The sequence below is a fragment of the Flavobacterium sp. DSP2-3-1 genome, assembly GCF_049896865.1.
In the GTDB taxonomy this organism is placed as follows: domain Bacteria; phylum Bacteroidota; class Bacteroidia; order Flavobacteriales; family Flavobacteriaceae; genus Flavobacterium.
On record NZ_JAFCVD010000013.1, the window covers coordinates 70,889 to 84,571 of the forward strand.

The following is a 13,683-nucleotide window of genomic DNA, read 5'->3' on the forward strand; positions in this document are numbered from 1 at the left end:
GGCTAATTTACGCCTGTTTTTTTATAACCTTTATTTTATTTTGTTTGTGCGAACAAGTGGGACGCTTACGCCAGCTTGGGGGATTCGTGCGGGAGCGGGGTTTAAAATATCAATATAATTTATTATTTAATTTTATATAATCAGAAATTTCTATAAGATATCTATTGTTCGATTTTCTTTTAATTATGGTTAAATAAACGAAATCATCTAATGAGGATATTTTAAAATAACTTTCAGAAACATCAACATTTGAATTATAACCTATAAACTTAATCTTAACTTTTTTCGCAAATGAAATAACTAAATTATCTTCTGTAATTAATTCTATATTTCCCGTAAGAACAGTATCAAAACAACAATTAATATTGTCTTTAACAAGTTTCAATGAATATTTATCCTTATTTAAAAATTGTTCTTTATGATTCAAATCAACAATAGTAGAGTCAAAGAAAATCATTCTCTTAACATTAATAGTTTTACTTTCAATATTAGAAACAAAATAAGGCTTATTAATACTCTTTATCAATGATGTTCTCAAATCAAAAGGTTCATCTTTTTTCTGACTCTTTTTTCTGTTTTCTTTACTGTCTATACATCCTGAAAACAATAATGTTAATATTAATATTTTAAATAATTTCATAATTAATTTACCAATTTTTTATTAGTTTTAACATGTTTTACTGAATTTTTTTGTCTTGATTTTATTTCTACTTCTACAGGAGCTTTCTTTTTATATTCTTTTACTTGCATTGTTTCCGTCTTTTCAACTGCATCTGAAAATCGTTGCATTTCGCAGTTTGAAGGAACTGCAAGTTCTCCTTCTTTTGAAGAAACTTGAGACGGGTCTACAATACCATAACATCCATAAGTCCCTGCCAATTTGGTACGTCCATAGCTGTCTATGTATATACCGCCTATATGCATTTGAGCTCCTTTTGACACTCCATTCTCTCTTACTACATCATTAGGTAAAGGAATATCTGTTGGAACATCATCGATAATATAATTTTTGTTATATTTTGAAGAAATAGAAGAATTTATTGGGCTAATTTGAAATGCTGGTTCTGCTGAATAATAATTTGGCTTAACTTGTTCAATGTGAAGTTTTTTATTATCCGAAAGGTCACTAGACCTATTGTGTAGTATAGCATTTCCTTTAGAATCAGAACCCAATGAATACCATCCGTCTCTTGTAACATTAAATGTTCCTGTTTGAGTACTTTTACCATCCCCATCAGTATATTGAATTATTGCCTTAAAAGTTCTAACTGTAATTTCTTCTATATTACCAGCTCCATATACATGCATCTTAGTTGTACCTGTAACTTCTCCTGTGATTACAATTTTAGGCTCTTCCCCATCTAAATCAATTGCAGCTATTGGACTATTTCCAGCAAATTGATAAGGTGTATACCACGGAAAATCCTTAGTAAGTGGGTCAAGACTTAAAAATCTTCCAATTCTTGAATCACTAACTCTCATTCCATAATCATAACTATTTCCTTCACCTTTTAATTCATCGTCTTTTTCTTTACCATTAAATCCATAACGATATGTAGCACTGTTCCCATGTCTGTTGGGAACGAGCATGCCAAAAGGATGCTAATCTAATCATTCCTCAAACCAGTATGTATAAGACCTTACATGTTATTTTAATGCACCTAAAAATGCATAAATAGGTACTTTTTCGCATTTCAAAAATAGAAAATTAATATAATCATACTATTTGACGATTAATATTTTTATTAATTTATTTTTAAATTTAATAAATATTGAGATTAAAATCTAACAAATATAAATTATTATTAAAAAACTTACATTTTTATTTGAAAAATAATTTTAAAAGTATATCTTGCTCATCTTTTAAAATAAATTCTACTCCTTTGAAAACAAAAGTATTGTATCGTTTTTTATATCTTCTTTTAGCAGTTTTATTGGTATCTTTTTCAGATCCATACACTATTAAAAGAATTTCAGACCCTAATTTCAGATATGAGTTTTACACTACAGATAAGAAAGTAAATCCTAAAAAAAACAAAATCTATTTTTGGTTTAAAGGAGGATTGATTCACAATTCACAAGCTGGAATAGTAGGGGAGTTATTGCATGATAAATTTGTAAAGATGTATCACAGTAACCAATTAGCCGAACAAGGTCAATTCAAAAATGGACTAAAAGTGGGATTCTGGAAAACTTGGTATCCTAACGGGGTGATACAAACAACGCAGTACTGGAAAAATGGTTTAAAATCAGGAAAATACTTTCGTTATAGTGAAAATGGAATAATAACTGCGAGAGGGAACTATAATGGTGGTATAATGAACGGAAAATGGATTGATTATGAAAAGAAAGACACTCTTACTTATAAAAGGGGTGCCGTTTTTATAAAAAAAACGAAATTATCTAGAGTAGAGAAATTCAAATTAAAACAGGAAAGCAATAAAGCAGATAGAGCTAAAAAAACACTGCAAGAATCGGAAGAATTAAAAAACGCTTCCATTTTGGCTACTTACAAAGCAACCGCTAAAGAAAATGAAAAAACATGGAAAGAAAGCAAGAAAGCAGTTAAAGAAACAGAAAAGGCAAAAAGAGCTGCTAAAGGGGATTCTAAAATAAAAATTTTCTTCAAAAAATTATTTGGCAAAAAACAGCCAAAACAAAAAAACCATGGTAAAAGCTCATAGTTTATTGTATGCCATTTACATATGCTTGATTGTCTCCATAATTTGTGGAGCGATTTTGTATTTAGCCAACCTGTATGGTCAGCTCAATTTGCATTATAATCTTCGAGAAGAATTGTATATTCATAACCAGTCTGCAGTGAACTTTGCCTTGGGAAATAAAACGGTGGCAGTGGAAATACCGGCAGATGAAAATTCAGGAATAAAAGGGGCTTATAGCACAAAACAGTATGGTTTGCTTACGCTACTACTGGCAAATTCTTGGGTTAAAAATGACACCGTCGCTTCGGCTCATTTTGTAGGTTATTTTGCCACTGACAAAACCGCGATTCATTTGGCAAACTTAAGTAAATCTCTTTCGTATTCAGGAATAGTTAAGTTATTTGGTGACAACCAACTGCCGTCAACTTTTATTGAAACAGCTTATATCAACAACAAACCCAATCAACTTATTCTTGAAGGAAAGAATAGCGTTTCTGAAATTCGTCTGCCGGAAATTAATCCAAACTTCAAGAAGATTTATGAAGGAATTCATTCGGAGAAAATAGGGTTGTCAGAAGTAGACAGACCCAAAGACTCATTGTATTATAATTCCTTTTTTAATGAAACTAAAGAAATTCAGGTAAATTCAATTGTTAGCAATGTGATTTTTAAAGGCAACTTCATTTTGCGCTCTAAAGATTCTATTCGGGTTAGAAAAAATACCGTTTTAGAAGACGTTATTCTTATCGCACCAAAAATTACATTCGAAGAGGGTTTTAAAGGCACAGTTCAGGCTTTTGCCACAAAAGGAATTGAACTGGAGCAAAAAGTAACATTAAATTATCCATCAGTGGTATGTGTTTATAATGAAAGCGCCGAAGAGAGTAAAATTAAAATAAAAAAGGAAAGTAAAATAACAGGTGCGATAGTGTTGTTTGGAAATCCATTGGAAATGATAGATAAAAATAGCATAGAGATTGAAGAACAAGGATTAGTTTTTGGAGATATTTATTGTTCCGGAAAATTGTTTTTAAAAAGTAAGGTGTATGGCTCAGTATATACCAATCGATTTTTTCATAAAACCCAGTCTTCCAATTATGACAACATCATAGTCGATATAGAAATTAATGCCACCAAGCGACCTGGTTATTTTATTGCAATTCCATTGTTTAATACAAAAAAAACTGAATATGGTATTCTTAAAAAGGTATTGTAGCGTAAAAGCAAATTCTATCTTAGAATCTATGATAGCCTTGACTATAATCTCGGTGTGTTTGTATTTTGCCGTCATGATTTTTGCAGCTGTTTTTACACCTAGAACAGCCACAAAGTTTTATGATACACAAAACAAGGCGAATGAATTGTTTTTTTTAGCACAGCTAAAAACCGATTCCTTATTGTATGAAGGTGATGATGAAAATCTTATTGTGGAAGAAGAAAACATTAATAATGGCTTGAAAAAGATAACAATACAATACAAAGACAGCACACAATTTCAGTTTGAAAAAACTTTTTATGTTCAAACCAATAATGAATAACACAAATTCGATTCCCGCATTTTCACTGATAGAAGCTATTGTCAGTATGGCAATTACAGCTATTATCATGGGGATTGTTTTTGTGATTTTTTCAATTGTAACGGAACGGATGTTAGATTATAAAAATCAAAATGAATTGGTTAATGATATCAACCGATTGACCTATAGTGTTAATAAAGATATTTTTGAAAATGAAAAAATGATGGTTAGCGAAAACGAAGTGATTTTTAATGGATATGCTGGTGAAACCGTAAAATACAATTTTCAGGAAGAATATATCTTGCGGAGTACAGAAATATTTATTGATACATTTAAAATCAAATTGAAACAAATAGTTATTGACTCAGTTAAAAATAAATCCCAAAGAATTGTTTTTCAAAAATTAAAATTGAACGTAAAGGTAAATGAAAGAGAAATGGATTTAAAATTCTACAAAAGGGTGTACGCTAATGAATTGTTACAAGCAATAAAAGAATAATGAGTTTAGATCTAAGTACATACAAAGCGGACAAGTCAGAGAAAACTCATTTCAAGATAGAAACGGGTCTTTTCCAGTTTTTTAAAAAACTCTCGGATAAGAAGAAAGAAGTATTCTATAGAGAACTAGGAATGCTTTTAAAGTCTGGTGTCGATTTTAAAAAAGCACTGGAAATATTGAGCAATCAATCGAATACTAACTTTGAGAAAGAAATGATTATTCAAATCAAAGATAAAGTAGTTGATGGAAAAAGTATTTATGAATCGATGCGGGAAACCAACCAATTTTCTGCCTATGAATATTACAGTATTCAAATTGGAGAAGAGACAAGAAAACTGGAAGAGGTATTAGGCGAATTGCAGAAATATTTCAACCGAAAGATTCAGATGAAAAGACAGATCGTTTCGGTATTGACATATCCGGCTATTGTCATGTTAGTGACCTTTCTAGTACTCTATTTTATGCTAAATAAAGTAGTGCCGATGTTTAGCTCGGTATTTAAGCAATTTGGAAGTGAATTGCCAAAAAGCACCCAAATTATTATAAAAATATCGAATCATTCAGGAACATTTTTTACGGTTGTGATAGGGGTAATAGTAGGGTTAATAATAGCACACGCTTTATTAAAAGAGAAACAAAGTTATAGAGCCTGTACAGGAACATTAATACTGAAAATTCCCTATTTCGGGAATTTAATCCGAAAAATTTATATTTCTCGTTTTTGTCAGGCAATGAATTTATTGATTACTTCTAAAACTACATTGATAAGTTCATTGTCATTAACGGCAAAAATGATAAGCTTTTATCCTATTGAAGTTGTAATTGAAGAAATAAAAGAGGATATAACTCGCGGTGCATCTTTAAATGAAAGTTTAAAAAAACATAATGTGTTTGAAAACAAAATGGTTTCTATGATTGAAGTTGCAGAACAAGTCAATCAGTTGGAAACAATGTTTGAGCGATTAACAGAACAATACAATGAGGAAATTAGTCATCAAACAAAAATGATTGGTGTTATTTTAGAACCCATGATTATTATTGTTATTGGGATAATTGTGGGGGTAATTATGATTTCTATGTATGCTCCAATGTTTGATTTAAGTAAAATAATAAAAAATTAACAATTATTTGGTTACAATGTGTATTTTTGAATTATTAAAATTAACTATATTTAATAAATAAAATCAGACAACGATGTTAGAGAAGATTAAAAAACAGTTACAAAACATTAAAAAAGCTTCGGTTAAAGCATACTCTTTGACGGAAATTTTAATTGTATTGTGCATTATTGGAATACTATTATTAATGGTGTTGCCTAACCAAACATCAGTTATTGGTCAGGCAAAAGCTATTGAAGCACAAGCCATGCTTAATCAAATATATGGTTTAGAAAAAAGTTATTTCTACAGACATTCTAAATATTCAAGTAACTTAGAGGAACTTGGCTTTGAACAGGAATTGACAGTTGATGAGGGTGGTCAAGCAGTATATAAAATCGAAATTATTGATGCTTCAAATGATTCCTTTTCAGCAAGAGCAACTGCAGCATCTGATTTAGATAGTGATGGAAGTTTCAATACCTGGGAAATTGACAATAAAAAAATGCTGAATGAAGTAACAAAGGAATAAATTGAGAGTTGCATATATAGGGTTATTACTTTGTTTGCTGGCTGTGTTTTTTCAAGATTGGAAATACAGGAGAATTCACGTGGGATTACCTTTAGCTATTTTCCTTTTTTCTTTATATGTGATTCAACATGAAAATAAAATTTTGTTTAAAATTATTGTTTATAATTTGGTTTTTTTCTTACTAACATTAAGCATATTAATTCTTTATATGAGTCTAAAAACCAAAAAATTTTTAAACCCTTTTCAAAATTATTTTGGGTTAGGAGATTTATTGTTTTATGTGGCAATAGCTCCCTTGTTCCTACTTCAAAACTACATTCTATTTTTCATATTTTCAATGATTTTTGCAATAGGCCTTCAGTTGGGATTGAAAAAAATAATTCGGGAGAATACGGTTCCGTTAGCAGGATTTTCAGCCCTACTATTATTTATACTAATCATAAAAGATATGATGTTGGATTTTCAAAAAATTACGTTGTTATAAGTTATGCAAGAAATAGTAATCCTTTCCGAAAATCAGCATAGCATTTCAAGTGATTTAGCAAATCAGTATAGAATATTGCCTAAATCAGTTTCTGAAAACACATTGGAATTATACATCGATGACTTATCTAACAATCCGGATGCTAAGGAAGAATTGGAACTTTTTTTAGGGAAACATATTGTTTTCAGTCCGATAGATACCATTGAAATTGAAAAAGCACTATCTATTTATTACCGAAAAGATAGACAAGTAAATTTAAGTAAATCACTTAATGTTGACAAAGGAGATTTTCTTGAAAACTTATTAGGAGAAGCAAAATCCTTGAAATGCAGTGATATTCATTTTGAGGTTTACGAAGATTCATCCCGGATCCGTTTTAGAATAGATGGTCAATTAATTGAGCGATATATGGTTGAGCGAGAAAATTATCTGGAATTAGTGAATAAGATTAAGATAAAAGCCAAACTTAATATTACTGAAAAACGACTGCCACAAGACGGGAGGATTACTAACGAATCGTTCGACATAAGGGTTTCTATTTTACCAACTTTATTTGGAGAAAAAATAGTAATGCGTTTGTTAGGACAAGATGCATCTAATATTGATCTGAGTACATTAGGTCTCCAAAAAAAAGAACTGGAACACTATTTAGAAGCGGTAAAAAAGCCTAATGGAATTATTTTAATAAGTGGTCCAACGGGTTCTGGAAAAACAACAACACTTTATGCTACTTTACGATTGCTAAACGATAGCAGAAGAAATATTGTAACGGTTGAAGATCCCATTGAATATACTTTAAAAGGCATCAATCAAGTACAGCTAAAAGAAGATATTGGATTGACTTTTTCTTCGGCCTTAAAATCGTTTTTACGGCAAGATCCTGATGTAATTATGTTAGGGGAAATTCGTGATTCTGAAACTGCTATAATGGCCATTCGTGCTTCATTGACGGGCCATCTGGTACTCTCAACTATACATACGAATTCGGCGATAGGTACTGTTTCGAGATTATTAGACATGGGAGTACCATCTTATTTGATCGCAGAAACATTAAATCTTTCTGTCGCACAACGATTGATACGAAAACTTTGTAACAATTGTAAGAAAGAAGTGGAATGTTATAAAGAAGATTTTCCAGGGAATTTTCAATTTCCGTATGAAATTTCAAAATATAATAAACCTGTCGGCTGCAACAAGTGTTTTCATACAGGATATAAAGGCAGAAGGGCTATTTATGAAGTTTTGACTATCGATAATACGATTTGTGAAGCAATAAAAAACAATACGATTACGAAATTATTTAATAATGATGAAAACTATAAATCGCTGTCTGATAAGGCTTTTGATATTTTAGCCGAAGGTGAAACGGCCTTAGAGGAAATATATTCTATTTTAATTAACATATAAATAAATGTTCAAACAAATTGTTTACATACTAATTGGGTTCTTTTTTACAAATCTTGTTGTTGCACAACAAGATATAAATGAGTTGAGCCGGAAATTTGACGAGCTGTCGATACAAAAAAAAGGTTTAAATGAATCTATAAAAATTGATGTTTCAGGACTGACGTTACATGATTTTATTTCATCAATGGCAGAAGAACATCAATTAAATATAGATATTGAAGATGACTTAGATCAAGCAATATCCAATAATTTTTATGATGTAACGGTGAAGGAAGTATTTATTCATCTTGTTCAAAAATATGATTTAGAAGTCACTTTTATGAATAATATCATCACTTTTAAAAAGAGAAAAGAGGTTAAAATTATTGAAAAAAAATTACCCAAAGTTATTGATGTAAATTATAATTCTCAGAATGACTTCTTGTCTGTTAAACTGGAAAACGATTCATTACCATCAGTTACCAAGGCAATTATTGATAAGTCCGGTAAGAATTTAGTTCTGGCTCCTAATGTAAAAACTCTTAAAGTGTCAGCATATATTCTAAACAGACCCTTTGATCAGGTAATAGAAATGTTGGCAAAATCAAATGATCTGGTTGCAACCAAAGATGAAAATGGATTTTATTTTATTGAGAAAAATAATGAAATAAATAGTAATGCTACATTAAACAATGGCAGTAGCTCAAAGTCAAAACAACCCAAAGCGAGCACAGGTTCTCCAGGATATTATCAGGTTGATTTAAATAAAACGGGGTTTTTATCTGTTAAAGCAAACGTTGCTGATACCGCCGATTTATTAACGGAGGCTGCCGAAAAATTGCACATAAACTACTTCTTATATAACAAACCAGAAAACGAAAAAACAACATTGTCCGCAGACAATATCACTTTTGATGAACTACTGGAAAATATTTTTAAAGGCAAAAAATACACCTTTAAGAAACAGGATAACTTATACCTAATCGGGGAACAAGCAACAGAAGGATTGAGAGTTACAGAAATGATCCAGCTGGAAAATCGTTCTATTGAATCAGTGCTTGCTTCCCTTCCAAAGATCTTTTCAGAAAAATTAGAAATTAAGGAATTTGTTGAATTAAACGGACTAATTGTTTCAGGTGCAAAATCGATACTTGAAGAATTAAAAGTATATATCAAGCAGATTGATAAGGTAGTCCCAATGGTTCAGATTGAAGTGATTATTGTGCAATATAACAAGTCGTACGATATTCAAACGGGAATGAAAATGGGTCTGGATAAAATAAATAAAACACAAACTGGAGGCGTATTGTTTCCTACTGCTGATGTAACAGTAAATGCTTCGTCAGTGAATAGTTTAATCAATGCTTTCAATGGTTTTGGTCTTTTTAAATTAGGGAAAGTAGCCTCGTCGTTTTATTTGAACCTAAAGTTGCTTGAAAATAATTCGATAATTAAAGTAGAATCTACACCGAAAATAGCGACGATCAGCGGACATGAAGCGAAATTATCTATTGGTGAAACCAGTTATTATTTTGAACAAAGTAATAGATTGATTAATAATAGTATCGGGAATGATATATTGAATTCAGGAACATGGAAGTCAACCGATGCCAACTTAACCGTATCGATTAAACCTTTTGTATCCACTGATGAGAATGTAACATTAACAATTGCAGTAGAAAAAAGTTCGTTTTTAGGTAGAGCCGGAGAAACTGCCCCTCCTGGAAAAGCAACTCAAAAATTTGAATCTTTAGTGAGAGTTAAAAATAACGAAATGATTTTATTGGGAGGATTGGACGAATTGAAAAAAGAAAATTCAGGTTCAGGAACGCCTTTAATATCAAAAATTCCAATTATTAAATGGTTTTTTAGCAGTCGTAAAAAAGGAAAAAGCAATTCAAAATTGCATATTTTTATCAAACCAACAGTTGTATATTGATGATTACATTTATATCTAAAATAATAAAATTAAATAATTTGCATGTTATTGGTGTCATTAAAAAAGACGACGACGAAAGCTACAGCGTGCTTACAGTTAAAAAGAAAGGTCAAAAAATAGATGTTGTCAATATGGCTTTTTATGACACAGTCGGGGAGTTACGTAAAAATATCGATATAAAGCTGCCTATAATTCTGGTTGTGGATGGAAAAGGAGTGTTAAACAAGGAGATTAATTTGAATAATGAGGCAGATGTAAGTTGGCAGAAAAACATTGATTACAAATCGATTTACCAAACGAGTTTAGAAGGATCTAATAGTAATTTTATAAGTTTTTGCAGGAAAAATATTGTAGATGATACTATAATAAAATTTCAAAAAAAAGGATTTCAAGTAGTGGATATTTATATTGGTTCTTTTTTGTCAGCATTATTATTTACTGCTATAAAAAACGAAACAATAATTTCAAACGATTTGTTTTTGGAATTTGATAATGAAAAGCTTGTAGGCTTTAAAAAACAAACAGAATCAATAAAAAAAGAACAATATACCATTGGAGAAGAGATTATTTCAAGCAGTTTTTTACCGCTTTATGGTACGTTAATTCATTTTTTTATTCAGCCAAAAGAAGTTTCGAAAACGAAAAATGAAACTTTAAATGTTGAAGAAATTATTTATAAAAAAGCATTTAATATTTTTGGTATTGCAATGCTTATAGGGTTTCTGACGACTTTATTAGCAAGTTATCTTTTGATACAGCATTATGGGTCAAAAAATGCAGAACTCAATCTTCAAAATGTATATTCAAATCAATCCTATCAGTTGATATTGGATTTAGAAAAGCAAAAAGAAAAGAAACAAAGTATTTTAAAAGAGTCGGGTTTTTTGTCTTCAAAATTTCTTTCCTATTATGGTTATGAAATAATTAAAGTAATACCACAGGATATTTCTTTGACAGCGTTAAATATAACACCGTTAAATAAAGAAATCAAAGCGAATCAGAAAATGAATTTTGAGGCTAAAACTATTATAGTTAAAGGGGAAACATTCAAAGAGTCATCATTTAATGGATGGATGGAAGGCTTGAAAAAAATGAATTGGCTACAGCATTTTGAAATTATAAGTTTTAAAAAGGATAAGAAAAACAAATCCCAATTTGAAGTAAAAATCGCAATAAAAGATGTTTGAAAACTATTCCTATAAAACAAAATGCACAGCATTAATTGTTGTCTTTTTAATGCTTTCAATAACGGCATACAAAAGATCATTCCACACATTATTTCAGGTAATCAGTGAATACAAAGTTTTGTCGGCAAAAGCAGACGATATCAATAAAAAAGCAAATAACACTGATGGATTAATTAGAGATATTGTCTATTTAGATAATATAATCGGTAAAGAGGGAATAACTAAAGAAATGGTGCAACAAGGTATAGTAAGTTTTGCAGCCGAAAAACAACCGCAAGTTTCTATTAATGATTTGCAGCCTATTCATGTTTTTCCTGATGATAATTATGCGATTATTACAAACCAGCTTGATGTAACAGGAAATAGTAATCAACTATTGCAGTTAGGATATGATTTTGAAAAAGAATTTAACTTTTCAAGAATGGTTAGCATGAATTTTTACATCGTTAAGAAAAATAATAAATCTGACGTTTTACATTTAAAAATGATTTTCCAAAATTATGAAAACAATAAATAAAATTATACTATTCGCTTTGGCAATAGTAACAATGTCGTGTGAAGATATTTTTGAAGAAGACATTACGAACGATTCAGTGCTAATTATTTCTCCTCTGAATGAATCGAAAGTGGAGAGTAACGTAGTTAAATTTCAATGGAACAGCCTCAAAGGTACTTATAATTATCGAGTACAAATATATGGCGCAAATCAATCTACAATACTAGATTCATTAGTCAGTAAAACGAATTTAACATATCCATTAAAACAGGGAACTTATCAGTGGAGGGTGCGAGGCGAGAATTTTGCCTATCAATCATCTTATTCATTTCCAGCAACTTTTTCAACAGTCATTTCTGAGGACTTAACAAACCAGCAAGTCATTTTATCAAGCCCTCAAAATGAGATCTATGTGAATTTTACTAATATCACGTTTAATTGGCAATCCCTTCCAAATGCTACAAGTTATAGTGTTGAAGTAATTAATATTATAAATGGTCAACAAATCTATCTAAAATCAGCTATTACAGGAATATCTGTAACATTAAATATTCCAAATTTAGCAGATGGAATCTATGAATGGAGAGTAAAAGCAAAGAACGGCACTACCGAAACATTACAATATGCAGGGAGAAAATTTTCTATGGATACTGTAATTGCTAATCAGCCACAAAATGTTACACCAGCAAACAATTCTCTACAAATAATAAATCAAAAGGTATCTTTTACGTGGACGATAGCTACAGACTCAGGAACTGTTCAAGCCCCAATTTCTTATAAAATTGAATTTTCAAACAATGAAAATTTCACAACAATTAGTCAAACATCTAACGCAAGTTCAACCACCTTTCAACAAACTTTTTCTACAGCAGGTATTTATTTTTGGAGAATAAAGGCTATAGATCAAGCGGGAAATGTTAGTGTAGCTAGTGCTCCATATAAGTTTACAATAAATTAGATTATGACTGCAAAAAAGAAAATAAATAGTATTCTGATAATTGTGGTTTTGGGGCTTTGGGGCGCAGTAGCTTATAAAACGATTAGCCAATATTTTTTTTCAAAAGAATTGGTGGCTAACAAAACTGAATTAAATGATGAGTTAAATTTAAATCAGATAAATAAAGACACTTTTAACTTGGGAAAAGTTGCTAGAGATCCTTTTTTGAACAGACAAAATCCAGTACACAATTTCATCTCAAAAAAATACTATTCTAAAATACCAAATGCAAAAATTAAGACTAATCCTATTGTTTTGAAACCAAAAATTATTATAAATTGGCCATTGATTTCATATCATGGCTATATAACATCAAAAGAGAAGAACGAACAATTAATTTTGGTTAAAATTGATAACAGGCTATACAAACTAAGAAAAAATGATGAAATTGGAGGAGTAACTGTAAAGGAATTATACAACGATTCTATTGAACTTAATTTTAACAAGGAAAAAAAAATAATTCGATATAATTAATCTTTTTTTGAGAAAGTAACGAAATAATGATTAGAACCGGAATTAAAAACCTGCATTAGAAATAAGTAAAAGGTAGATTAAAATGATAAATTGACTGCGTTTAAGAAATGATGTGTATAAAAATATATTTAACTAAAAAAGATACTGCTGCCAATTTTTATAAGAAAGGATTTGATTTAATCGCAGGATTCAAGTTATAAATGCAACTTTTTGATTAAACATATAATTAGGTGTTTCAAAATTAAATCTTTTTCTTGGTCTATTGTTTAATTTCTCTTGTATTTCTATAATTTTCTCTGGAGTTATTTCATCAAATGATGATGATTTGGGTATGTATTGTCTTATTAATCCATTTAGATTTTCATTTGCACCACGTTCCCAAGGGCTGTAAGGGTTGGCAAAGAAAAAATCT

Annotated in this window: 16 protein-coding genes; 13 read left to right on the top strand and 3 right to left on the bottom strand. The window is 30.2% G+C overall.

The genetic code is table 11. From position 1 onward, the window contains the following. Positions 1-109: 109 nt before the first annotated feature. The gene (locus tag ACP7AT_RS14475; protein ID WP_426065107.1) at positions 110-640 is read right to left on the bottom strand and encodes a hypothetical protein; all 531 of its coding nucleotides are present in this window, start codon (positions 638-640) and stop codon (positions 110-112) included. Between the two features lie 2 nt (positions 641-642). Next, positions 643-1,590 (bottom strand): RHS repeat domain-containing protein, encoded by a 948-nt coding sequence (locus ACP7AT_RS14480; protein ID WP_426065108.1) that lies wholly within the window; start codon positions 1,588-1,590, stop codon positions 643-645. Between the two features lie 293 nt (positions 1,591-1,883). Between ACP7AT_RS14480 and ACP7AT_RS14485 the strand changes: the two genes are divergently transcribed. The 13 genes from ACP7AT_RS14485 (at position 1,884) to ACP7AT_RS14545 (ending at position 13,271) form a co-directional block, all read left to right on the top strand. After that, positions 1,884-2,684, top strand: a complete 801-nt coding sequence (locus tag ACP7AT_RS14485) for a toxin-antitoxin system YwqK family antitoxin (protein WP_426065109.1) — start codon at positions 1,884-1,886, stop codon at positions 2,682-2,684. Then, positions 2,668-3,879, top strand: coding sequence for a hypothetical protein (locus tag ACP7AT_RS14490; RefSeq protein ID WP_426065110.1), 1,212 nt, complete (start codon positions 2,668-2,670; stop codon positions 3,877-3,879). Before ACP7AT_RS14485 ends, ACP7AT_RS14490 begins: the two co-directional genes overlap by 17 nt. Then, positions 3,854-4,201 (top strand): hypothetical protein, encoded by a 348-nt coding sequence (locus ACP7AT_RS14495; protein ID WP_426065111.1) that lies wholly within the window; start codon positions 3,854-3,856, stop codon positions 4,199-4,201. The genes ACP7AT_RS14490 and ACP7AT_RS14495 overlap by 26 nt, the downstream gene beginning before the upstream one ends. After that, positions 4,179-4,679, top strand: coding sequence for a PulJ/GspJ family protein (locus tag ACP7AT_RS14500; protein WP_426065112.1), 501 nt, complete (start codon positions 4,179-4,181; stop codon positions 4,677-4,679). Before ACP7AT_RS14495 ends, ACP7AT_RS14500 begins: the two co-directional genes overlap by 23 nt. Continuing rightward, positions 4,679-5,800: a type II secretion system F family protein gene (locus ACP7AT_RS14505; protein ID WP_426065113.1), complete on the top strand. Its 1,122-nt coding sequence runs from the start codon at positions 4,679-4,681 to the stop codon at positions 5,798-5,800. Before ACP7AT_RS14500 ends, ACP7AT_RS14505 begins: the two co-directional genes overlap by 1 nt. A gap of 73 nt (positions 5,801-5,873) precedes the next feature. Then, positions 5,874-6,308 carry a type IV pilin protein gene (locus ACP7AT_RS14510; protein ID WP_426065114.1) on the top strand — a complete coding sequence of 145 codons (435 nt, stop codon included), beginning with the start codon at positions 5,874-5,876 and terminating at the stop codon, positions 6,306-6,308. 34 nt (positions 6,309-6,342) lie between these two features. Next, positions 6,343-6,792: a prepilin peptidase gene (locus tag ACP7AT_RS14515; protein WP_426065126.1), complete on the top strand. Its 450-nt coding sequence runs from the start codon at positions 6,343-6,345 to the stop codon at positions 6,790-6,792. 3 nt (positions 6,793-6,795) lie between these two features. Then, positions 6,796-8,199, top strand: coding sequence for a GspE/PulE family protein (locus ACP7AT_RS14520; RefSeq protein ID WP_426065115.1), 1,404 nt, complete (start codon positions 6,796-6,798; stop codon positions 8,197-8,199). Between the two features lie 4 nt (positions 8,200-8,203). Continuing rightward, entirely contained in the window at positions 8,204-10,117 is a 1,914-nt protein-coding gene (locus ACP7AT_RS14525) for a type II secretion system protein GspD (protein ID WP_426065117.1), read from the top strand. A gap of 86 nt (positions 10,118-10,203) precedes the next feature. Then, positions 10,204-11,304: a hypothetical protein gene (locus ACP7AT_RS14530; RefSeq protein WP_426065118.1), complete on the top strand. Its 1,101-nt coding sequence runs from the start codon at positions 10,204-10,206 to the stop codon at positions 11,302-11,304. Next, entirely contained in the window at positions 11,297-11,821 is a 525-nt protein-coding gene (locus ACP7AT_RS14535) for a hypothetical protein (protein WP_426065119.1), read from the top strand. Before ACP7AT_RS14530 ends, ACP7AT_RS14535 begins: the two co-directional genes overlap by 8 nt. Further along, the gene (locus ACP7AT_RS14540; protein ID WP_426065120.1) at positions 11,805-12,758 is read left to right on the top strand and encodes a hypothetical protein; all 954 of its coding nucleotides are present in this window, start codon (positions 11,805-11,807) and stop codon (positions 12,756-12,758) included. The genes ACP7AT_RS14535 and ACP7AT_RS14540 overlap by 17 nt, the downstream gene beginning before the upstream one ends. A 3-nt stretch (positions 12,759-12,761) precedes the next feature. Beyond that, positions 12,762-13,271: a hypothetical protein gene (locus ACP7AT_RS14545; protein WP_426065121.1), complete on the top strand. Its 510-nt coding sequence runs from the start codon at positions 12,762-12,764 to the stop codon at positions 13,269-13,271. A gap of 189 nt (positions 13,272-13,460) precedes the next feature. Here ACP7AT_RS14545 and ACP7AT_RS14550 read toward each other — a convergent pair. After that, positions 13,461-13,683, bottom strand: a 223-nt coding sequence (locus ACP7AT_RS14550; RefSeq protein WP_426065122.1) for an IS30 family transposase, incomplete at its 5' end; no start/stop codon positions are given.

Excerpts from the sequence above, each read along its gene's own strand:
- ACP7AT_RS14475 (WP_426065107.1), bottom strand. The coding sequence starts at position 640 with ATGAAATTATTTAAAATATTAATATTAACATTATTGTTTTCAGGATGT.
- ACP7AT_RS14480 (WP_426065108.1), bottom strand. The coding sequence starts at position 1,590 with ATGCTCGTTCCCAACAGACATGGGAACAGTGCTACATATCGTTATGGA.
- ACP7AT_RS14490 (WP_426065110.1), top strand. The coding sequence starts at position 2,668 with ATGGTAAAAGCTCATAGTTTATTGTATGCCATTTACATATGCTTGATT.
- ACP7AT_RS14495 (WP_426065111.1), top strand. The coding sequence starts at position 3,854 with ATGGTATTCTTAAAAAGGTATTGTAGCGTAAAAGCAAATTCTATCTTA.
- ACP7AT_RS14500 (WP_426065112.1), top strand. The coding sequence starts at position 4,179 with ATGTTCAAACCAATAATGAATAACACAAATTCGATTCCCGCATTTTCA.
- ACP7AT_RS14505 (WP_426065113.1), top strand. The coding sequence starts at position 4,679 with ATGAGTTTAGATCTAAGTACATACAAAGCGGACAAGTCAGAGAAAACT.
- ACP7AT_RS14510 (WP_426065114.1), top strand. The coding sequence starts at position 5,874 with ATGTTAGAGAAGATTAAAAAACAGTTACAAAACATTAAAAAAGCTTCG.
- ACP7AT_RS14520 (WP_426065115.1), top strand. The coding sequence starts at position 6,796 with ATGCAAGAAATAGTAATCCTTTCCGAAAATCAGCATAGCATTTCAAGT.
- ACP7AT_RS14525 (WP_426065117.1), top strand. The coding sequence starts at position 8,204 with ATGTTCAAACAAATTGTTTACATACTAATTGGGTTCTTTTTTACAAAT.
- ACP7AT_RS14535 (WP_426065119.1), top strand. The coding sequence starts at position 11,297 with ATGTTTGAAAACTATTCCTATAAAACAAAATGCACAGCATTAATTGTT.
- ACP7AT_RS14540 (WP_426065120.1), top strand. The coding sequence starts at position 11,805 with ATGAAAACAATAAATAAAATTATACTATTCGCTTTGGCAATAGTAACA.
- ACP7AT_RS14545 (WP_426065121.1), top strand. The coding sequence starts at position 12,762 with ATGACTGCAAAAAAGAAAATAAATAGTATTCTGATAATTGTGGTTTTG.